Genomic DNA, 21,918 nt, shown 5'->3' with positions numbered 1-21,918 from the left:
AACGTCAAAACACGTGTGTTTGGATATCAATTCTGGGTCCCATGATAATCTTTTGCGTAATCAACTCGTTATAAATCGCTTGGCCAAAGTACTGGCTACTTTGGGCATCAAAGTGGAAGTCATCGCGTAAGGTTGCGTGTTGGAGGTCAATCACGTGCAGGTCAGAGTCTTCTTGAGCCAATCGTAACAATCCCGCTTCTACCGTGGGGTCATACTGCTTGGAGTGGTGACTGATTGTCCCACAGATAATCGGGAGATCCGGCTTGCCCACAAACTCGCGACAGGCTTGAAATACAGCCTTTAAATTGTGGTAGTAATTGACCGGTGACACGGGAGAGAAGGTGCCCCGGTCGCCCTCTCCTTGGTGCCAAAGCATCGCTTGAATATCCAATTCATCCTGTGACGCTTGCAGGCAAGTCTGAACCAATCGCTTAAATTGTAAAAGCAATGAATGGCCCGGACTTTCCAGTTGACTGATATCTGCGGTCCAGTGGTCGTTGAACTTACCCGCTTCCCCATGAACGTCGATCGAGGTGCCGCCTTCGGAACACTTCATCACGTACAAATCGTACTTGGCGACCTGGGTAATCTGGTAATACGTAACTAAATCAAAACCCCAGCGATTATCTGACAGGTCACTAGCCTTCAAGGTTGGCTGGAAGACCCCTTCTTCATGTTGTGGGGTGTCATTACTACAGTAATGACAGTTGGTCAGTGGTAACGCCATTGCCGAAGGTAGCTCCGTGAGTGGTACCCGTCCGTCGATGTTCGACTGCCCCGCTGAAATCAAAGCTAATTTTTTCGCCGTTGCCATACGACTAATCTTCTTTCATACATTCATTTTGTATCACGACTTCTGTCAGGACTTCGAATGCTTCTGGGTTTCTATCCCCTTCGCTAGTAATCGTGACGCCAGCTCATGATCATCGTAAGCCTGATGGGTATTGGATAGTAACATAATGCGAGCATCCCCCTTGGTCATGAGGTAGTGGCGTTCCCATTGATCTTCGTCTGGTCCATCCCCCGTTATACGGAGATACCCCGCCAACGTCTTAAGGACCTGAATCGTCAATGAAATGTTCGTGTAGCAATCATTGTCGTAGAAGTGAGCCCACTTTTTAAGCGGATTGGATTGCCAAGCGGTCAAAATTCGTTGTAACGCCTGCTCTGCGGCGTCAATCTGCAGAAAAGCTGTAATCAAGTTTGGCGACTCTGGTTGGGTTGCAGCCTTAAACGCCGTCAACGTTCGTTGTAACGCCTCACTAGCGGCCGCATGAACGACCACACTCAACCACAAGTCGTTATACAGCCGATTAGCGTCCATCGTTGGTAAACTGGCCATTGCGGTTTGAATTTGCTGGTCCAGCCGGATAAATGGCGTGACGTGTCCGTGAAGCAGGTCCGCAATTTCGTCTAATTCCGCCTGAAGTGGCTTATCCCCCGTCAGCCAGGTCATAGCGGTCAATTGTTGGCTGTGGGCCAACCAAGCCGCCACGATTTTCCGTAGGGTGTAAGTGTAAAATTCGTCACCGGCCCTTTGGTCCGCTAACTGGCCGTAATTGAAAACCGTCGTGAAGTAGCGTTGATACAACGCCACGATCTTTTGCTGATTGGTCTCATAATACTGTTGCACGTAGGTGGTCAAGATGTCTGCGGTAGAGCGGACCTTAAAGTCCGTTCGCCACGATTGGGCCATGAGTGCTAAGAAAAGGATACTGGGCTTGATATTCCCCGTGTTACACAACACAAAGTCATCCATTCCAGCCTGGTGAACTTTATCCAATTCTGCCGCTACCGTATGGGGATCAATCTGCAACAGAGTCAAGAAATTCGATGCTTGTAAATCATGAAAGGCAACGTGGTAGTAAATCCCTTGCGATAGATTAGGATTCTGTCCGCTTAACACATCCGTCCGCGGATCGTCCTCGCCTTGCCGGCGTGACACCATCTTCCCGTAACCGTTATCCGCCCAAATCTGAATCACGTCTTGGGGGATCTTGATGAGACCCGCATGGTACAGCCCCGTTAACTCACCGTAAATATTGATGGCACATTGGGCATCCGGCACTGCCGCTTTGACCAGCCGATATTGCGTTTGAATCACATCGTTAATGACCTTGGCCCGGTCCGCTAACGTGTAGTGGTGGTCATCGTCTAACCAGAACGGTCGGTCACCCTGGCCCCGAAAACCCAAGGTCCACACAGTTTCGCTATCTTGTTGTTCCGCGATGGCCTTTTGCCATAAGCTCTTAAATAGGTCCGGGTGCTTAACGTACGATGCCGTTAAATCGGGATAGACCCGCGCAAACATTTGCGCACCCAAAGGTTCAGCGTGGTGATGGGTCACAATCAGCCCCATGGCTGCCGCGATTGCCCGGTGCGCGTGCGCATTGTTCCCCGTTCCCGGAATAATGATATTGCCACCGCAACGTAAAAGCGTCTCGTACACCATCTGCCAAACATTTTGGTTGGATTCTTGATATTGCCAATGATTTAAAAGAACTTCATCGTTAACGAACCACCCGCGATAGCTGACCCGATAATCGGGAAGCTTGAGTCGTGTAGGATTTCCCACAACGGCTTGCGGTACTTTTTTTGGCAACTTATCCAGCCAAAACCAAAAGTCGTTGACTTTCAGCACATTCTTGGAAATAGCCAACGCACCATACATCACCCCCCGAAGCGTACCAGATTGTACGACTAAGTGTGCCGCATCGGGTTGCGCCACGCTAAACTGTTCTGTTCTGGGTAACGCTGATGTGACTCGAAGGTCAATCTCATTATCAGTCTGTATTGTTGTCACCGTCATTTGAATGTCCCGAGTCAAAATTTGGGCGGCATTTCGTAAAACATCATTACCAAAATCCGTCACGATACGGGTAGCCTTTGAAATGACAAATTCTTCCATCATAAATCCCTCTTTTATTTCATTAAGATCAATTTAATCCACAATAAGAGCCAAAAAGCGGTACAACGTTTGCGAAACGACCATTTACTTCCAGTATCGCTTTCGCTACACTTATATTGTAAGCGCTTAACTTGACGTATTCCTTGCATTTATGCTATTAAACCTTACAAAAAAGGGGGTAATTTTTTGATTGATAATCTATCGATTGACGGGACCATCCCCATGCCCGTCTTCTGTAATCACGTCACTAGCCGGCACCATAATAGTCCGCTGCACGTTCATCCTCACCACATTGAAATGTTGCTATTGCTTTCCGGCAATGCGAGTTTTTACACGGAGAAACAGGCCTTCTTGCTCCTACCACGAACACTCGTCTTGGTTCCAAATGGCGTGTGGCATTGTATCTTGACCCACGACGACACACCTTACGAACGTGTGTACATCAATATCGAGCTTAACCTAATTCACCAATTATCGACTACCCGTACTAATTTATTGAAGTGTTTTGACCGTGCTCGGCATCAAGAAGTTGGTACTATGGCGTTGAATGAACAAGAAAGTACGCGGTTCACATCACTCTGCGATAACCTCGTTGACGTTATCGACCAACAACACGATGCGGCCGATATTTATCAACGTATCCTCCTGACCGAAATTCTACTGCTCGGTAACCAAGTGGCGCCGGTCCCACAACACCGGGAAAACCAAATGCCTCAACTCTTTTCAAAAATCATGCAATACATTGCCGAAAATATCGCGGGGGATTTACGATTATCGGCTCTAAGTCATCACTTTTATTTAAACCCCAATTATATTGACAAGTACTTCAAGAGCCAGATGAACATCTCTATCCACACCTACGTCATCGAAAAACGCATCGAGCTAGCCAAGCAGCTACTCGGGGGCGGTGAAAGTGTTGGCGAGACCAGCGTCCACTGTGGGTTTAGGAATTACAGTAGTTTTATCCGCACGTTTAAACAACACGTCGGCCAGTCGCCTGGTAAATATAAACAAACTCACCAACGAAAAACGCCACTATCCTAAAACTAGTTTGAAATAAAATGCTAAAGTGCACCGCCTTTAACTGAAAGATCCATTTGCAGGTGGTGCCCTTTTTAAATTATTTCAGTATCCGTATATGGTACCGAAACGTGTGCCAAAAGGCCGTTAGTTGCGCTTAGTTCAAATCCCGGGGATTCCATCAACCATAACGACCCACAAGTTTCGTTATAAAAAAAGGTCCCCGCTCCCAAGCGAAGACCCGCTCAACGCCTCATATAGAGGGAATCCTTAGGATGATGGTAGCCGCCGGACGACCCGTCTACTAAATTTGTTGACGGTGGGCGCCGGTCAAACCGCCGCCCACCTTGTCTGTAGTCTACCTGATTGGACCCCGTCACCTTGGCCGGGCCACTCAGTAAAGCAAGTCAACAACGTTTGCCCCTCAGCCACTAAGGGCCTCAAAACGACCGGTAGATTATTAGGGCTCTGATTGCTCTAAGCCAGCCGTAATTTTGATTAGCTGCCAAGCGTAGCCGTTGACGTTCGCGCCATCATCGTGAAAATCTCAGTTGATAATCCCAGGACATCGTTGATTTCTTGAAACTAAGTGTTGTCCCTTGGTCATCTCACAACTCAAAATAGCGTCAATGAATTTTAGCCATCAACACAAAATATCATAGACCTCAGATTAAAGGCCGCATCGATTATAAATAAGTTATTTTCTCTCGGGTGCTATGTATTCAACAAACTCAATAACCACGATGGCAACCAACAATCCAATAAACTTCCGCTTTAAGCTTGCCCAGTCGAATCTAAAAGTTGCTGGCCAAAGGAGAGGCAAAACAACTGCCATGATCCCTACCGTCACATAACATATCAGATAGTTGCGTAGTCTGATGTTCATATTATTGCCATCACCATTTAAATAACAACCCCAAAGCTAAGGTAGTTAGCCCAAATACTATGAAAGAAACGATGACCCCTAACAAGATACTAAAGATAAAATTGATACTTTTTTGTGCTAATTTAACTGATAAATAATCTGCAAACATAAAAAAGTCCAACCCAATTAGGCTAAATTCCCAAGATGCACGATCTGCCACAATAAAGGCAATGCCGATTAACAATACAATTATCATAACGTATGGAATCTTTTTCATTGTTGATGACCCATATTGACTAGCCAAAGCTACCGTCCAACGCGAGTTAGATTGCATTTAAATCACGCCCCCCTTAGTTTGATAGGACCAGCTTTTATATTTCCTAACGTGAAAAATTCTTCCAGCTTTGAAATGAGACACATTAGCAGATGTTGCCGCCGCATAAGCCCCCTACTGGAGCGAATAGTGGCAATATTAATAAAACTGAGCAAAACTAATAATTCTATCTTTTCTCGTCATAAATCCCGCTAAAATAATTGTATAATCATTTCCCTTGACCTATGACATGATTTTAAGTGTACCATTATCTTAGTAATGTGTATACCTTTTAACTATTAAATTCAAATGTTGTTTAGTTAGCAATGGATTCCTTCTATGTGAAGGAATCCTTAGGCTGATGGTAGCCGTCAGACGATTCATCTCCTAAATCTATTAAATCACTACGCATCTTAGCTGAGTTCTTCAGTCACTAAGGGCCTCAAAACGACCGGCCAAATCCTCCATCCGGAGGACTTGACCGGTCGTTTAGTATTTTATTTCAACTCATCACTTACAGGTTTTGCCCCTTTTCCCAAGCGGTCAGTGACAGGTTCAAGCCCTGCTTGACCAGTTGGTCGAAGAGCGCGTGGGTCCGCTTCGAAATCTCCCCGGCGGTCTGCGCGTTACTCTGAGTCAAGAAGGCCGGCATATCGCTAGCGTCCTGGCTCGCTTGATCCGTAGCTTCGACCCGTTGACGGGCGTAGGACTGGCAGGCGTCACGGTAGGCGTTGACAGTCGCCACGTAGTCGTGGAAGTGCGGTTCGATAATTACGGACAACGTCTTTTCTAACCAGTACACGTTGTCGGTGGCCACCGTGGTGGTCGTGTTCTTGTAGTCGACCGGGGTGTCGGTGATGTTGGTGAAGAACGGCACGTAAGGACTGTAGGCAAAGAAGCCCATGGCGACCCACTGGATGGCCGCGTGATCCGCGTCGACGTCGTTTCGAATCTGCAAGATGGATGAGCATTGGTTGCGGTCCATCGAAATCGGCCGGTAGCGACGTCGCTGGTCAACCGTGCCGGACGCGTAGGTGCCAAATGGGTCGTACACGGTCCCGTTGTAGTGCGACGACAAGAAGAACTGCACGTCTTCGATGGCCAGCTTTTTAGCGGGCTTGCGCGTAAACGGCATGTCTTGACTCGTGGGTTCCTGCTCGATTTCAGGGTTGAACAACTTTTGGCCGTACCAAGTCCGTGGCGTGTTGTAGTAGGCGTCGGCTTCACTATGCGTGCCAAAGATCTCCCGGAAATTAAAGTGACCGGGCCGCGGGTTCAAGTGGTGTTGGGCCACAAACTGGGCCAAATCACTGGCCACCAAAAAGTTGGCGTCATCAGTCAAATCGATTTCCTGCATCAACGTCTGGTTGGGCGCAATGGCGTAACAGTCATCCGGCAGACGCATGGCAGCCCAGTGATGGCCCCCAGCCGTTTCTAAGTACCAAATCTCGTTTTGATCATTGAAGGCGATGCTGTTACTTTCGCCGGTCCCGTACTTCTCCAGCAGGGCGCCTAAGCGTTGGGCCCCCTCCTTAGCGGTCTTGATGTACGGTAAAACTAAGGTGACCATGGCCTCTTCATTGATGCCATCGTTCACTAATGGGTCATAGCCCAAGACCCGCGCGTTGGTCGCGGTAGTCTCCGTGGCGCTCATCCCCACGTTGAACGAATTGATGCCGGCCTCTTCGTACTGGCCGTCACTCTGGTCCACTTGGGGCGTTCCGGTATAGCGAAACGCGTGCGCGGGCAGTGGGACCGTGACCCCCGTGGTGATGGAAGTAAACGTAGCGTTGGATTGGTCCTTCGCTGGATGCACGACAAACTTAATGGGATTGACCGGACCGTAACCATCTTCGTTGCGGGCGACAATCGTGGAACCGTCCATACTGGCGGCTTTACCGACTAAAATCTCGGTACAATCGGAACTCTTAGTAGTCAAAATGTTCCGCCCCCTTTGTTTAATAGTATAGGAGTCCGGGACGGTCCTGACCAGTGAGTTGACGAAAGTTCAACCGTTCATCTCAATTTCATCACAAAAATAATGATTCCAGTAAAGAATTGGTTTGCAATTCTCTACTGGAATCATTATCCTCAATCATTAAATTCAGCCAACGTTACTTAGTTTTCGGCAGCCTGTTGACCAGCTAATCTGCCAAAGGTCTGGGCATGGCTAGCTGCTAGACCAGGAACCCGATCTGGGTAGCTCCCAAAGAAGAAACCACCACTATCGTTTCCAGCTGCGTAGAGATGTTGGATAGGGTCAAACTGGTCGTTAACAACTTCCATTTTCTTGTTAACGCGTAACCCATCAAACGTGCATAAGATTCTGCCACCTAAGATACACCCATAATAAGGTTTCTTATTAATCGGCGTTAACCGAAAGGCTTCTTTTCCAAAGTCCTTATCAATATTATCAACGACAAGTTCATTGTTCCGCTTTACCGATTGCTTAACAGTTTTTACAGGAAGGTGCAACTTTTCTGCTAATTCTTCGATGGAATCAGCCTTAACAACTAGTCCTTTATCTACATACTGTTGTGTATCTTCGCGTAGTTTTTGTGCACTGGCCATATAACCAGGGAAGCCCACTCGAGCGCACCCTAACATGTGGAACTGCTTAGCGTACTCGGAAAAGTTGTCATCCCAAATCATACTGTAAAGGTAGCCGGGTTGCTTGCTGGCAGCATTCACAATAAATTGGTAAGGGATGGATTCGTTCGCAAACCGTTCTCCACGCATATTGAGTTTTAATAGCGGGTGACTAGCTAACCAAAGCCAATCTTTGTAAGTTGCCGTTTGAACATACATATCACCGGTCTTTGTCCCCACGGGAACCAATCCCCGATCAAAGATACATTCAGCAGGTTCCTCATCTTTAATCGCACCAACGTTCAGCGCCGAGGTAATTCCAGCACCATTATTGCGTGGACTGTCATTATAAACATTTTTCTTCAAAGCAACCGGATTCCATTGTTTCAACAAATCTTTGTTGGCTGAATAACCACCCGTGCAAAGAATGACACCTTTAGAAGCATTGATTTGAATGAATTCATCATTCTTTAAATCTTTGACGATAGCACCGGTGACTTGGTCTTCCGTTGTTAATAGTTTAACCAATGCCGTCTTAAATTGAAGTTTAACGCCCATATCTTCAACTTTTTCTTGGAACCATTTACCATAAGACGCAAACGTTTTATCATCAGTAGTAGGGTCATTTTCAGTTGGAAAGCCTTCATAAGCTGAGCTTGTAACCATGGCATCTGGTTCAGACCGTAAGTGAGCACCATGGGGCTTCAGAATATTATCTTCAACCCAATTAACAGCCTCGGCACTATGGTTTGCCCAGTGGTAAATCAAGCCTTCATCAACGTTGTGTTGTGCAAATGCCGCTAAGTATTCTACTAAATCATATTTATTAATAGTGAGACCGGCCCGCTTTTGAGCATTTGTTCCAACACCACCAATACCGAGTCGTAGTAAATTAATACTATCTTCCTTTTCAACGACTGTTACTTTTGTCCCCTTTTCGGCAGCGGCCGCAGCAGCCATCATCCCAGCGTTGCCAGCACCAACAACTAGTACTTCTGTATCAATCGTCTTCTGGACATCGCTGTCCTTAAATTGGTAATGATCAACATTTTGCAATTTTAACATTTCAAAGCCTCTATGTCTTTAAAGCATTGGTATCGCTTACATAGTTAAAATTATCACAAATACTAATTCCTGTGAAACGCAAAAATGTGGTCGCTTATAAGCAAAACTGATTACTAAATGGGGGGCTCAAATGAACATTGATCATTTAAAAATTTTTATTAATCTAGCAGAAACTTTGAACTTTTCTTTAACCGCTAAGACGTTGAATCTCTCTCAATCAGCGGTTTCCCAAGCCATTAAGTCCATTGAAAACGAGCTAGGCTTTTCACTGTTCAAACGTACCAAGCGCCAAGTTCGCTTAACAAAGAGTGGCACATTATTTTACCAGCGAGTTTTAACCATTCTAAGTAGTTTCGACAAAGCTGTCTGCGACAGTCGCGATGTTTATCAACGAGAAAAAAGCACCTTGACGATTGGGACTACCGGAACTAGTTTTGAAGCTCATACATTACCGCTCATCATTAAAGATTATCGAAAGCAACATCCAATGATTAAATTCTATCTGGAGTATTTTAGCCATAACCAGTTAAAACAACATTTACTTAACGAAGAATGTGATTTGATTTTTACAACCAAAGATGATTTAGACGACACCCCACAAATTGAATTTTCCCAATTAGCTAGTGGCTATTTTTGCGCACTAGTCCCTAACGAAAATCCACTAAGCCAACAAAAGAAATTAAAGTTTTCGGATTTCAACCACCAGAATCTAATTCTATTAAATGATAATTGGTGCCCGCCGGAACAACTTAAATTCCAGCGTTTATTGCAGACGTATAACACCAATCTCAAAGCCACTCTTGTAGATAATGTTTCAGTTGCGAATACCATGGTTGAAGCTGGTCTCGGTATCACCGTGATGCCCGACTTTATCAGCTTTTCAAGCCATCAGTTCTTTAATACTATTCCCATTGACTACCCTATTCAACTGATCTATGGTGTCGGAATTTTGTCACATCCCACTTCAAAAGCGACAGTTGATTTTACGAAGTGGCTAGCTACTTGCAAGGCTTTTAGTTATTAATAATCAGATATCTACTAAAAAGCTAACCCAAAATCGTCCCATTTACGGAACCTACTTTGAGTTAGCTCTTCTGGTATCTTATTCTGTTAGTTTAGAGTTTGCTAAAGAATCCGAGCAATTCATCTTCAAAATCCGCCGTTTCAAAGAAGCCCAAATTCTGGTCCTGTTCAATTCCAATAATCTTAGCCTTTAACTTCGGATTGTCATTTAAATCGACTCCTGGCAAATATACCTCATAAGCTTGATAGATATCATTTCCATTAGAGCCATGATCTGCCGACCAGCGCCGGAGCTTTAATTCTTTTTGTTCCGTCCGAATCATCTGTCGTACTTCTTGCAACATTAAAGTGTCGAAATGTTTCGTATACTGCCCATTTTTAATTCCATCCAAAACAGCTTCAATTTCAGCCCGATTAGCATCATCTAATGGCGCAATGTGCTTTTCCACGGCCGCATGCTTTTCCGCCGTAATTTCATCCATGTATTAGTTCTACTAATTTATCATAGTCAATGATTTCGTGGTTATACAAGTCAATGGCAATTTTAACATTCGTCAAATCGACCTGCTTGTCCGGTGGCAGCAACTCATTGACATCATTCAACCGGGCCTGGAGGGCGCTAAATTCCGATTCATCGGTAATATTTAACGTAAGCTTACTCCCCGTCGGTTGCCCTTGTTTATCTACCACATCAACCGCAGCACCAAATTGATAGCCTTGTTGGACTAACCGTTGAATCTTTTGATTGACTTCTGCTGCCAGTACCGCAAATTCTTGTTGCGCGTCTTCCGATCGCGGTGTTTGGCTAAAGTCTTCTCCGGCAATGGCCTTTAATCGTTCCAGTTTAGGTTGAAGTGCTTCGACCTGAGTAGCAAACTTAGGTGCCAAAATATCCGCATCCTCCAGATCCTGTTGATCAGTATCTTTTGGTGGCTTGCCAGTATCAGCTGCTGTGTCATTACCATCCTTAGTGTAAATAACTAAAGCTTCCTTAACGTTATCTTTCATGACATCACCTTTACGGAAAAAGCGAACTTTTCCGTGAGGCTTAGCATCCTTATCAATTGTTCGATTGGTCCGTGACATTGCCTGAATTAGGAGCCCTTCTTTAAGAATCTTATCCATATAGATAATGTTCACATATTTCGAATCAAATCCAGTTAACAGTTGATCGGAAACAATGACTAAATCTAATCGTTGCGGGTGGGCCGCCTCTTGTTTGTCCGTGAGCTTTTGGTTGTACGGCTTCTTGTGAGCTAAACGCTTGGTGATATCATTTAGATAATTTTGTTCGGCGTGCTTGTCATCCAAAAAGTTACGTGTTTGAAATCGAGTTGCATAGTCAAGCATGCCCTGTTTTAAGGCCGCTTGTAAATCAGATGATCCCTCACCATTGGTCTCATCACGCGAATAAGTCATCGCTACCCGTAACTGTGGGGCCAATTGTTTAAATAATTGGTAATAAGCCACCACGGCCTGCTTCCCCGACACCGCAAATAATCCGTGAAATTGATTAGGCCGGCGAACTCCCATCCGAATGGGCCCCGAATGATTTTCCGGCCAATGTTTAAGAATATCTTCTACGACCGCTTTCCGGTATGGCAAAGAACTATAGACTTCCTTTTCCAGCTCTTCTTCGGTAAGTTTTGTCTTTTCTGCAGCTTCAATATCCGGGGTATAGTAGCTGACGTCAAACCCCAGGACGTTACCATCCCCGATAGCGTCCTTAATCGTATAACGATGAAGCCGCTGACCAAAAATATCATATGTCGAAATATCGCGGGAAGTCTTAACTTCATTAGCTTCATTGCTATAAAAGTTAGGGGTCCCAGTAAAACCAAACCAAGTCGTTTGTGGAAAGTTCTTTTTAATCCGTTCGATTGCATCTCCACTTGCCGACCGATGAGCTTCGTCCATTAAAATAACGTTGCGTTCTGTTGAGGATAGTCCCCGTTTAACAGCTTTGTCCAGGCCTTGAACCGTAATTAAATAGATATGCGAGGGTGCTGATTTTTGCGCCAATCGTTTCCGTAGCATGTACCCTTTTACAACTTGGATCCGATTTTCAAAAGTTTTGTAGGCATACGACTTAAAGTTCTCATAGGTCTGATTTACTAAGTCGACCCGATCCACAATGAATAGGACATTACGAACCCGGGGCATCGCTGCCAATAATTGTGCAACTTTAAATGCTGTGACAGTTTTCCCAGAACCAGTGGTGTGCCAGATGTATCCCCCCTCCTTCTCAACGAAGTGATTGGCTTCCATGGTTCGCATCCGATCCATAATAGCGCGGGTGGCCTGAATCTGGTAGGACCGCATCACCATCAAATTATCATTAGAGGCATCGGGAATCATATTAACGGTAACCAAGCGGTGTAACGCCGGAATGCCCATTACCTGGTGAATAAACGTCATAGTGTCTGTGACGTCCTTACCGTTGGCATCTCGCCAACCAAAGACAAAATCTTTATTGTACGCCTCGGCGTTCCTTGGCCGAGCAAAATAATGGGCCGAATGTTGCGACAGGATAAATTGAACCTGCACAAACGAGAACAATCCGGTATACATCCCATCACTATCGTACTTTTGCAATTGTTCAAAGGCATTCCATTGATTTTGTAACGATTCATCCTTTTCTTCAATGTGGGCGACTGGTAACCCATTAATTAGTAGCATAATGTCAATTCGCCGTTTTTGACTTAACGTAAAAGGTAAATCGTTAAAGGTTACTTGATTCACCACCTCGTAACGGGACTGCCCACCTGCAACTTCGTCACCATAAAAAATTTCAATCTCTAGTCGAGTCCCATCATCACGAGTCAACGGAAGTGTTCCTACACCACCTGATCCAGCCAGGAGTAACTGAGCATCATAGGGTGTCTTATTTTTATTTAATTCAAGTTTCAAATTCTCAAATTCAGTATCGGATAATGGTACATTATCCAGTTTACGGACATTATTCTGATTTAAAATATGCCGCCAATGTTCATATAAAGCTTGTGTGCTTACGCCGGACAAATCATCACGATAAGTCCAACCCTCCGTTTTGAGCTTCGCAATCACGGCATCTTCAAATTTATTTTCTGCCATCCTCTTTGACTCCTTTCACGCCGTTATGCTATGTATCTGGAGAATAACTCCCCAGGTAAGCTTCTAAATAAACATTTTTTGTAATAACGCTTGCTTCATCTTTTTTAGAGCTTCGACTTTTCGTTGATTGGAAGCGATAAGGTTGTCAAGTCGCTGAAAAAGAATACCAACATTTCGTTGTTCATTTATATTCGGAAGCAAAATTTTTATCTTCTCAATATCACGGGCATTATATGAAGGTAACGCTCCGATTTGAACAAGTGAAGCCAAGTTTATTGTCTCAAATAATGCTTTTGTAAAACGAGTATCTAGAACGTTTTTATCCATAGAGTAAGCCATAGTATTATTATCTAAAAGGAATGGTACTCGGCATAACCTTTTTCGATTCAACAAAACGGCAGCTCCTACTTTTGCAAAAAAGATTGCAGGAACATCTTCAATTGGTTTCCATTTCTTTCGAGAAATCTGATTAGTTGTAACATAATTATTTGCACTGATCATTTCCTGTTCATTACCTGGAGTAGTCATATCTGAAACCTTATAAAAAGGTATTCCTTCTTTTCCGCCCTGTTCGGAAGCTGGGAAACCAATTCCTGAACGTACTTTCCCAAGTTCTCCAAGCTTACGCTGTTCCCAAGCGTCCGTATAACCTTTAAAGCGAATTTCTGGTTCTGTTGGTAGCTGTTTCCGAACATTACTCATAATCTAAGACTTCCTTTAAGTCATCTAAAATTTGCTGATCCTTAGGATTAGTCACGACTAAATCAGCCATCATATCTTTTAGGTTGGCTTTCAGCTGCGTCTCCTCAACAGATATTGCTTTCACATCAGCCACTAATTTTGCGGTATCCACGGGAGGTTCTTCCTCAAACGTATCCACGTAACGTGGAATGTTTAAGTTATAATCATTTTCCTGAATTTCAGCCAGGGACGCCACATGCGCATATTTCTCAACGTCCGTCCGGTTCAAATAGGTTTGGACAATTTTATCAATATCGACCTGCCGTAATTGGTTACTGTTCTTCTGTTTTTCGAAGCCCTTAGACGCATCAATAAAGAGGACGTCGTCTGCCTTTCGGTTCTTTTCTAATACTATGATGACCGTTGGAATGCCAGTATTGGTGAAAATTTTCTCCGGTAAACCAATAACTGTTACAATATTGTGGTTTTTAAGTAGCTCCTGACGAATTCGTGCCTCAGCAGCTCCGCGGAACAATACCCCATGTGGTAACACAATAGCCATCCAACCGTTTGATTTCAAATGATATAAACTATGTTGAAAAAAGGCATAATCCGCTTTCGTCTTTGGTGCGATTCCCGCCTTAAACCGTGGATCATCTTCTCGATTAGTATTATCCCAATGTTGAGAATACGGCGGGTTGGCCATCACCGCGTCAAACATGCGTGGGTTATCCTGGCCATCAACCACACCATCTGGCCAATCACCATCTAGTGTATCTGCATTTCGAAAGCTAATATCGTTATAATCGACGCCGTGCATCATGAGGTTCATCCGCGCTAAGTTATACGTGGTGGTATTTAGTTCTTGACCATAGTACTTGATAGCTCCTCGAACACCAGCCTCCTGCATGTAAGATGCCGTCGTCAACAGCAAAGATCCTGAACCTAGTGTTGGATCATAAAGACTATACTCTGCCATATCTTGGCGACCAGCCGTTAAAATCCGGGCCATCACGTCTGACACTTGATGTGGCGTATAAAATTCTCCTGCTTTAGCACCCGAATTGGCCGCAAACATCCCAATTAGATATTCATACAAATCTCCTAAAACATCCGTATTTTCGTCCAATTCAATCTGGTCCATCAAATTAATCCAGTCGATCATTGTTGCTGTTCGTGTTTGTGCGTTGACACCCAAACGCGATGAGGATAGATCCATATCCGCAAAAATACCGGCAAAATCATCCTTAGCGTCCGGGCTAATGCCTTGGTCAAATCGAGTCAAAGCATCCGCAACCATCATAATATTAAACTTATCCTCGTTGATGGCACGCTGCCAATCGGTAAACATGTCACCTGGTTGAATCACATATCCTAAGTTACGTTGCATAAATTCAGCGGCTTTCTCAGAATTTTGATTCCAAACGTTAGCCCAGGTCTCTCCCTTTAAAACGCCATCAAGCCATCGTTGAGCCTTTTCTGACAAAAACTTATAAAACATTACACCAAATATGTAGTTTTGATATTGAGAGGGCGAAATCTTTCCCCGCGTGTCATTTAACGTTTTCCAAATCAACGCTTCTTTTTCAGCTGTTAGTGCCATAATCTTTCCCCTATTCATATTCAATTTTGATTCATATCACTATTTTAACCATAATTATACCGTTTTCCCTAATTCTTTGACAAACCAGTTCAATTTTCAATCCAAAACAAAAAACGACCGCCCACCAATCTCACGGTGGTCCGGTCGTCATGCGTATTTAGCTGGTCTTAAGAGCCCCAGACATGCCCCATGACCCGTTGGCCATCGGCATGTTGGTACACCGTAATCTGTTCATTCTTAGTCACATTGCGGAATAAGAACACGTCTTTTTCGGCGGAAGTGGCAAATAGTTGCCACTTGCTGGCATCGCGACCACGACGCGTCAGTTCCTGTGCGGTCCAGGTTTTAATATCTTCGGTACTAATAGGGGGTCTTCCTTTCACGTGATTGCCGGTCATGACCGACAAAGATTTAATCATCAGGCCAATCAATTGTTTACAATTTATTAACTCACTAATAATTTGTAAGCCAAACGATTGTACCCATATCATACGCCCTTTAACGTTAAATACAACTTAAAGCTATCGCCGCGAATCGTGGAACCGCGACCATTTTAAGTCTGGGGGCGGCGCTACCCCTAGCCTTGAGCCAGTGCCCCCCATTTCACTGGTCCCGCCTTAAATTTTATCCAAATAACCAAAAAAGGGCAGTCCGGACACTCACGTCCGGACCCCCTTTTTCTGGACTCATTGAACCGTGACGACGGGCGTTAACTTAGTCCGTCGAGACGCGTTTTTCTTTAGCTTGCACCAGCCGTTCCCAACGGTGCCGTAAGGCTTTGGCAATTTCAGTCACCACGAGGACCACAATCCCCGCGATAATCGGAATCCCCCAGCCGTAGGTAAAGTTGGCGCTGGTGGTGTGGAAGACGCCTTACATGGCGGGCCAGTAAATAATCATGGCTTGTAACGCCAGCAGGATCCCCACGATAATGAAACTCATTTTATTTCTAAACAGGTACTTTGATAACACCGGATGGTCGTTTTGCAGGTTGAACAGGTAGAAAATCTTCCCGAAAATAATCACGTTCAGCGTCATGGTACTGCCGACCACGGCCGACAAGCCCTGGTTGGTCAACATGTCGTAGAAGAACATCCCCAACCCGGAAATCAGCAGCGAGACGTAAACGACTTCGAACACGTCGTACTTCCCGAGGATGCCCTTGGTGACGTCCCGCGGCCCCCGCTTCATGATGCCACTTTCGGCGGGTTCGAAGATAAACGCGAACTGGATAGTCAACGCCGAGACCATGTTGATCTACAACAGTTGCGTCGGGAACAATGGTAAGGTTTGGTCCATCAAGATACTCAAGACCACGATCAACCCTTCGGCAAAACTCGTCGGCAGTAAGAAACGAATGGTCTTGCGGATATTATCGAAGACGTGGCGGCCTTCGCGGACCGCGCCCAGTAACGAGGTAAAGTCGTCATCGGCTAAGACCATGTCGGCGGAGTCCTTGGCGACGTCGGTCCCCCGAATCCCCATGGCGACCCCAATATTGGCTTGCTTCAAGGCCGGGGCATCGTTGACCCCGTCACCGGTCATTGACACGATGTGCCCGCGCTTCTGTTGGGCCCGCACGATCCGAAGCTTATCCGCCGGCGTGGTCCGCGCAAAGACGGTGTATTGGTCAATGGTCTTGACCAACTCATCATCACTCAACTGGTTCAGTTCAGGGCCGGTAATGGCCTTGGCCCGTTCCGCCAAGTTCAACTGTTCGGCGATTGCCGCGGCCGTTTCCGGGTCGTCCCCGGTAATCATCTTGACCTTGATGCCGGCGTAACGCAGTTGGCGCACGTCGTCGGCGACACCAGGACGCGGCGGGTCGATGATTCCAGTCATCCCGGTCAAGTGTAAGTCCTGGCCGACTACCAGTTGGTCGATATCGTCAACGTCAGCGGCCACCGGCTGGTACCCTAAGGCCACCACCCGCTTACCTTGGCGCGTCAATTGCGACAAACGCTTCTGCCAAGCGGCGGTATCGACGGTCTGACCCTGCTCTTGCATCAAGCGAATCAGCGTTTGCGGGGCCCCCTTGACCAGTAACCACCGTTTGCCCTTGTGGTCCACCAACCGCGCGGAGTACCGCACGGCCGAGTCAAAGGGTTGCGAGTCGATTTCGTGGGGGGCCGGGTCTTGCTGGGTCAGCTTGTGGTACAGCGAGGTTAGCGCCCCGTCGGTCGGTTCCCCAGTCAGAACCCACTGGCCGTCTTCCTCGTGGAATTCGGCGTCGGAAGTCTGCCCGGCGATTTGGACCAACCATTCGAGGTCGCTGTCCTCTTGCCAAGCAACGGCCTGACCGGACTGGTCTTCCAGTTCACCGGCCGCGTCGTAGCCGACCCCGGTCACCGTGTAAGTGGCGTTAGGGGTCAAGACGTCGGTCACAGTCATTTCGTTTTTGGTCAGCGTCCCGGTCTTATCGGTGTTGATGATGTCGACGGCCCCTAAAGTCTCGACGGCCGGTAAGGTCTTCACGATGACGTTTTGCTTGGTCATCTGCTGGGTCCCCATGGCCAGGACCACCGAGGTACTAGCCGGCAAGCCTTCGGGCATCGAGCCCACGACCATGGTGATGACGGCGATCAGTAACGTTGGCAGGCTGTAGACGTGGGTGATCATCCCCAAAATAAACAGCAGAACCGCCACAATCAAGATGGCGACCGACAGCCCCAAGCCTAAGCGGTTTAAGTTCTGCATCAATGGCGTGGTCTGGGCCTTCACCTTGGCGACGTGTTGCTGGGTGGTCCCAATCTCGGTCTGCGTCCCAGTGACCGTGACGATGCCCCGGCCCGACCCGTTGGTGACAGCCGTCGACGCAAACGCTTGGTTGCGCCGTTCCGCCAGTGGCAGGTCGGCCGCGGCAATCGGGTCCTCTTCCTTTAAGACGGAATCGGTCTCCCCGGTCAGCGCGGATTCTTGAATCTTCAAATTATCCGCATCAATCAACCGCAAGTCAGCGGGAACGGTATCCCCGGCTTCCAGTTGGACGATATCCCCGACCACGACTTCGCGAGACGGTAACGTCAGTTTCTGTCCGTCACGGATGACCACGGCTTCCGAGACCAGTAACGCCTTGATTCTCGCCAGCGCGTTATCCGCGGAACGTTCCTGGAAAAAGCCAATAAAGGCGTTAGCGACAATCACTAACCCAATAACGATCGAGTCGGAGTAATGGTGCATCAGAAAAGTCATGATGGCCGCCGCGGCCAGGATATAAATGATACTGTTGTTGAACTGCTTTAAGAACCGCAAGAGATTGGATTGCGGTTTCGCCGTCAACTCGTTGGGCCCATTTTCGGCCAGCCGCTTCTTAGCAACGGCGGGGCTCAACCCAGTGGCGGTATCGGTGTGATAGTCCGCCTGCAGTTGCGCCGTGCTCCGTTGCCAAAGCGGCTGCTCCGGTCCAGGGTCGGTAGTTTCAGAGATTGGGGTACTACTTACTTTCGGCTGTTCTGCCATAGATTAAAATCATCCTTTCAAAGCTCGATTAAATTAACGATCTGGTACGCGAAAAGTCTCGTAACCGTGGTACAAGACGGCCACCCCCTTAGCTAGTTTTGGTAAATCTATTCTATCAGGTTTATTTACCCGTTGCACGATTTCACCCCAAAAGTCTTAAAAGCTTCACATTATTGACGGTCGTATCCGCTAAATGAACTGAAACAGGACGAGCACGTCTCATGCGACGGCCCGTCCTGTAACTCGCTTATTCGGTTATGCTGAGGCGTTTGGCGTTAACCTTAGCCCTGCGTGCCATTGTGGGTATGGTTCGTGGCCGTATCCGCCATGGCATTTAAGGTCGCCATGTCCGCCGCGTCGATGGAGAAGTCCAACTGCGCGTTAGCTTCGATGTGGGCTTGATGGGTCGCCTTTGGTAGCGGTAAGATACCGTTTTCCAGGCAGAACCGTAAAGCCAGTTGCGCCGGCGAAACGTGGTACTTGTTGGCCATCTCCTGGATGTCGGTATTGTTCAACATGTCCCCGGTGGCTAATGGCGAGTACGCTTCGACCAACATATTGTGGTCCTGGGCAAACTTCGTGATCTTGGGTTCCGTGTAGCCCACGTAGTATTGAATCTGGTCAACCATCGGCAGTACCTTCGCGTTACTGATGATGTTTTGTAAGTCGTGGACGTTAAAGTTTGAGACTCCGATGGCCTTGGCCTTGCCACTGGCATAGATTTTTTCCATGGCCCGCCAAACCTCGAGGTTCTGCGCGTCACAATCCTTACCAATGTCGTTCCATGGCCACGGGGCGTGGATCAAGTACAAATCCACATAACCCAAGTCCAGGTTGTCCAGCGTGGTCTGAAAGTCGGCCAGCGCGCCGTCGTAGGTCTTGGTCTCGGCCGGCAACTTGGTGGTCACAAACACGTCTTCACGTTTGAGACCGGAATCGCGAATCGCCTTGCCCACGCTGGATTCATTGGCGTAAGCCTTGGCGGTATCGATGTGCCGGTAACCGGTCTTTAACGCGTTTGCGACCGCGTCATAGGCCGTTTGCCCACCGGGAATTTGCCAGGTGCCGAAACCGACTTGGGGAATGGACGTCCCGTTTGCTAACTTGAATGTATCCGTTAAAACTGCCATAAATTAGCCTCCATTTCGTGTCATTAAAATCAGTATACCCCCTAAAGCCTACTTGAAGGCAACTAATTTGGAAACGAATTCAGCAAAAAATTTATGACGGTCAACCCTAAAATTGGTTATTTGTCAAATTGTAATATTACAAATCGTCCAGAACGCCCAAATCAGGCCGTTTCTTTGTTATGATGAATCTGTCGTAAAGATTGCTTAACAAACAGACGACAAACTAAAGCTTTTTTGATAATTGCCCGGCGGGTACCCGGAAACTACCCGATGGATCACCGATTATCAATCCCATACCATAACCCCATTGAATCAGACTAAATCCCAGTTTGATTCAATGGGGTTAGTTGTCGTCCCTAGTTTTCCCGTTTTTGCGGTCGCTGTGGTGGCGTGGTCAATGTGAGAGCCAACCGTTACAGCGTCGCGGCTAATTGCCGCTGGTCGGCAGCTGTATACCCAGCGGCTGTTAACCGTTGTTTCACAATGTTTTCCTGCGTCATTTTCAAGCGGACCCAGACCCGTTGCCCGTGTTCGCTTAAGTCCAATCGCCGAATCCGCCGGTCCGACCGGTCCGTTTCGACCACCCACCCCGCTTTCACTAACCGGTCGACCTGCCGACTGACCGACGAATGGTGTCGGCCCACCTGTTCCGCCAACTCCCCGACACTGATGCCGGGGTACTGGGCAATCCGGATCATCACCGGCAACGCCGCCGGCTCCAGATTGTCCCCCGTTGTTTGCAACAATTGGCGTTCGGCTTTGGGCTGCTGAACGACCAATAAAATCTCTAAGAGTGCCTCAAAAATTTCATTATCCATAATTGTGATTATAGCAGAGACGTGCTACGATGTGACCAACATCACAATTAATTTTGATTTGGAGGGATTATCGAAATGAGTGTTTCTAAAATTGCGATTATCATTGGCTCGACCCGACCTAGTCGAATCAGCCCTAGTATTGCCCAGTGGTTGCAGACCAATCTGCAAACGGCCGACTTGGCGGTCGACCTCATTGACCTGGCCAAGGTCGACCTACCGTTACTCGACGAAGCGGCGATGCCAAGCGATGGTAACTATACGCTGCCGCATACTAAGAAGTGGCACGATCTCATTACCGGTTACCAGGGCTACGTCCTCCTCTTCCCCCAATATAATTGGGGCTACCCCGCACCACTCAAAAACGCATTGGATTGCCTGTATAGTGAATGGCGTCATAAGCCGGTCAGCATGGTCAGCTACGGCGGTCACGGCGGCTTTCAAGCGGCCTTAGCCTTATCCCTGGTCCTCCGCGGGTTAAAGATGCGCTGGTTGACCAACAACCTTGAAATCACCCTCAAGCCTGACGAACTAGACGACAACGGCCAGTTCAAAGATGCCGAACAGGCCCTGGCCCCTTATAAATTCGATGTGCGCCAACTCAGCGCGGAATTCACCCACTTATTGCATTGATTGTGCCCTCAAGTGGGTTGGCCGCTTAATCAGTTAGCCCTGTGGCCGTTGCAGAGTAACCCGAAAACGGTATAATTAAGTCGTTAAATCGTTTAAGAAAGGTTCGCGGCGTCTATGGATAATCAAGCCCCTTTGCAACATAATCACTATCCCGCTACCGAGTCCGAATATGAGGCCGAACTCACCGAAACGGAAGCCGAATTTTCCGACCAAATGGAAGCGGTTGAAGAAAAAGTCCACAAAGAGATTCAACGGTACATTCTCTGGGGATCCCTTGGTGTGGTGGTCAACATCGGTGTCTTCTACCTCTTCAATAATATCTTTGGCGTGGAGTACCAGCTGTCTAACCTGATTGCCTGGGTCTGCAGTGTGCAGGCCTCGTTCTGGATCGATAAGAAACTGGTCTTCAAGCACCGTTCCGCCCACCCGTTTCGCGACATGGGCAAGTTTTACGGCACCCGGAGCTTCACCTATGTGCTGGAAGCTCTGATTCTTTACGTCGTCATCTCGCTGTTGAGCTTCCATTCCACCATCACCAAGGTCATCGGTCACGGGCTAGCCATCGTTGGCAACTACTTCTTCTCCAAGTGGTTCATTTTCAAGGCAAATTACAAGTTTAATCCGAACAAGCCCGGAATCTTTCAATGGCAGTCTGTTGATGATGTATTTTTAATGGTCGTTGATTAATTAGTTCAAGTGCTGCTAGGATCTCATCAGTCGT

13 protein-coding genes and 4 pseudogenes are annotated in these 21,918 nt (G+C 47.0%); 4 read left to right on the top strand and 13 right to left on the bottom strand.

All coding sequences use genetic code 11. From position 1 onward, the window contains the following. Positions 1-4 precede the first annotated feature (4 nt). Positions 5-814 carry a sialate O-acetylesterase gene (locus DXH47_RS07655; RefSeq protein ID WP_129032771.1) on the bottom strand — a complete coding sequence of 270 codons (810 nt, stop codon included), beginning with the start codon at positions 812-814 and terminating at the stop codon, positions 5-7. Between the two features lie 45 nt (positions 815-859). Continuing rightward, positions 860-2,908 (bottom strand): glycosyl hydrolase 115 family protein, encoded by a 2,049-nt coding sequence (locus DXH47_RS07650; RefSeq protein WP_225423528.1) that lies wholly within the window; start codon positions 2,906-2,908, stop codon positions 860-862. A 186-nt stretch (positions 2,909-3,094) separates the two neighbouring features. Between DXH47_RS07650 and DXH47_RS07645 the strand changes: the two genes are divergently transcribed. After that, positions 3,095-3,952 carry a helix-turn-helix transcriptional regulator gene (locus DXH47_RS07645; protein WP_129032769.1) on the top strand — a complete coding sequence of 286 codons (858 nt, stop codon included), beginning with the start codon at positions 3,095-3,097 and terminating at the stop codon, positions 3,950-3,952. 872 nt (positions 3,953-4,824) lie between these two features. On the opposite strand, the gene DXH47_RS07640 is transcribed toward DXH47_RS07645, so the two are convergent. The 3 genes from DXH47_RS07640 to DXH47_RS07630 all read right to left on the bottom strand — a co-directional run bounded on the left by DXH47_RS07640 (position 4,825) and on the right by DXH47_RS07630 (position 8,760). Beyond that, positions 4,825-5,127, bottom strand: a complete 303-nt coding sequence (locus DXH47_RS07640; RefSeq protein WP_129032768.1) for a hypothetical protein — start codon at positions 5,125-5,127, stop codon at positions 4,825-4,827. Positions 5,128-5,620: 493 nt separating this feature from the next. After that, positions 5,621-7,045 (bottom strand): C69 family dipeptidase, encoded by a 1,425-nt coding sequence (locus DXH47_RS07635; protein WP_129032767.1) that lies wholly within the window; start codon positions 7,043-7,045, stop codon positions 5,621-5,623. Positions 7,046-7,224: 179 nt separating this feature from the next. Then, a complete protein-coding gene (locus DXH47_RS07630) occupies positions 7,225-8,760 on the bottom strand; it encodes an FAD-dependent oxidoreductase (protein ID WP_129032766.1) in 1,536 nt (511 codons plus the stop codon). Between the two features lie 130 nt (positions 8,761-8,890). On the opposite strand from DXH47_RS07630, the gene DXH47_RS07625 reads away from it, so the two are divergent. Continuing rightward, the gene (locus DXH47_RS07625) at positions 8,891-9,784 is read left to right on the top strand and encodes a LysR family transcriptional regulator (RefSeq protein WP_129032765.1); all 894 of its coding nucleotides are present in this window, start codon (positions 8,891-8,893) and stop codon (positions 9,782-9,784) included. Between the two features lie 91 nt (positions 9,785-9,875). On the opposite strand, the pseudogene DXH47_RS07620 reads toward DXH47_RS07625, so the two are convergent. The 7 genes and pseudogenes from DXH47_RS07620 to DXH47_RS07590 all read right to left on the bottom strand — a co-directional run bounded on the left by DXH47_RS07620 (position 9,876) and on the right by DXH47_RS07590 (position 20,567). Continuing rightward, positions 9,876-12,876, bottom strand: a pseudogene (locus tag DXH47_RS07620) (type I restriction endonuclease subunit R). A 63-nt stretch (positions 12,877-12,939) separates the two neighbouring features. Beyond that, entirely contained in the window at positions 12,940-13,578 is a 639-nt protein-coding gene (locus DXH47_RS07615) for a restriction endonuclease subunit S (RefSeq protein ID WP_129032764.1), read from the bottom strand. Then, positions 13,571-15,160, bottom strand: coding sequence for a type I restriction-modification system subunit M (locus DXH47_RS07610; RefSeq protein WP_129032763.1), 1,590 nt, complete (start codon positions 15,158-15,160; stop codon positions 13,571-13,573). The genes DXH47_RS07615 and DXH47_RS07610 overlap by 8 nt, the downstream gene beginning before the upstream one ends. A gap of 167 nt (positions 15,161-15,327) precedes the next feature. Further along, a complete protein-coding gene (locus DXH47_RS07605) occupies positions 15,328-15,543 on the bottom strand; it encodes a hypothetical protein (protein ID WP_129032762.1) in 216 nt (71 codons plus the stop codon). Between the two features lie 331 nt (positions 15,544-15,874). After that, a pseudogene (locus DXH47_RS07600) lies at positions 15,875-18,619 on the bottom strand (HAD-IC family P-type ATPase). Between the two features lie 281 nt (positions 18,620-18,900). After that, a complete protein-coding gene (locus tag DXH47_RS07595; RefSeq protein WP_129032761.1) occupies positions 18,901-19,749 on the bottom strand; it encodes an aldo/keto reductase in 849 nt (282 codons plus the stop codon). Positions 19,750-20,162: 413 nt separating this feature from the next. Continuing rightward, positions 20,163-20,567, bottom strand: coding sequence for a MarR family winged helix-turn-helix transcriptional regulator (locus DXH47_RS07590; RefSeq protein ID WP_129032760.1), 405 nt, complete (start codon positions 20,565-20,567; stop codon positions 20,163-20,165). Between the two features lie 75 nt (positions 20,568-20,642). Between DXH47_RS07590 and DXH47_RS07585 the strand changes: the two genes are divergently transcribed. After that, positions 20,643-21,197: an NADPH-dependent FMN reductase gene (locus DXH47_RS07585; RefSeq protein ID WP_129032759.1), complete on the top strand. Its 555-nt coding sequence runs from the start codon at positions 20,643-20,645 to the stop codon at positions 21,195-21,197. 114 nt (positions 21,198-21,311) lie between these two features. Then, a pseudogene (locus DXH47_RS07580) lies at positions 21,312-21,785 on the top strand (GtrA family protein); the annotation flags it as partial. Between the two features lie 28 nt (positions 21,786-21,813). Here DXH47_RS07580 and DXH47_RS11875 read toward each other — a convergent pair. After that, positions 21,814-21,918 (bottom strand): annotated as a pseudogene (locus tag DXH47_RS11875) (IS30 family transposase); the annotation flags it as partial.

Source organism: Levilactobacillus suantsaii (assembly GCF_004115745.1).
GTDB lineage: Bacteria > Bacillota > Bacilli > Lactobacillales > Lactobacillaceae > Levilactobacillus > Levilactobacillus suantsaii.
This window is presented reverse-complemented; position numbering and strand designations above follow the sequence as displayed.

Coding starts and splice junctions, on each gene's coding strand:
- DXH47_RS07630 (WP_129032766.1), bottom strand. CDS start 8,760: ATGTTAAAATTGCAAAATGTTGATCATTACCAATTTAAGGACAGCGAT.
- DXH47_RS07625 (WP_129032765.1), top strand. CDS start 8,891: ATGAACATTGATCATTTAAAAATTTTTATTAATCTAGCAGAAACTTTG.
- DXH47_RS07610 (WP_129032763.1), bottom strand. CDS start 15,160: ATGGCACTAACAGCTGAAAAAGAAGCGTTGATTTGGAAAACGTTAAAT.
- DXH47_RS07650 (WP_225423528.1), bottom strand. CDS start 2,908: ATGGAAGAATTTGTCATTTCAAAGGCTACCCGTATCGTGACGGATTTT.
- DXH47_RS07590 (WP_129032760.1), bottom strand. CDS start 20,567: ATGGATAATGAAATTTTTGAGGCACTCTTAGAGATTTTATTGGTCGTT.
- DXH47_RS07595 (WP_129032761.1), bottom strand. CDS start 19,749: ATGGCAGTTTTAACGGATACATTCAAGTTAGCAAACGGGACGTCCATT.
- DXH47_RS07640 (WP_129032768.1), bottom strand. CDS start 5,127: ATGCAATCTAACTCGCGTTGGACGGTAGCTTTGGCTAGTCAATATGGG.
- DXH47_RS07655 (WP_129032771.1), bottom strand. CDS start 814: ATGGCAACGGCGAAAAAATTAGCTTTGATTTCAGCGGGGCAGTCGAAC.
- DXH47_RS07585 (WP_129032759.1), top strand. CDS start 20,643: ATGAGTGTTTCTAAAATTGCGATTATCATTGGCTCGACCCGACCTAGT.
- DXH47_RS07615 (WP_129032764.1), bottom strand. CDS start 13,578: ATGAGTAATGTTCGGAAACAGCTACCAACAGAACCAGAAATTCGCTTT.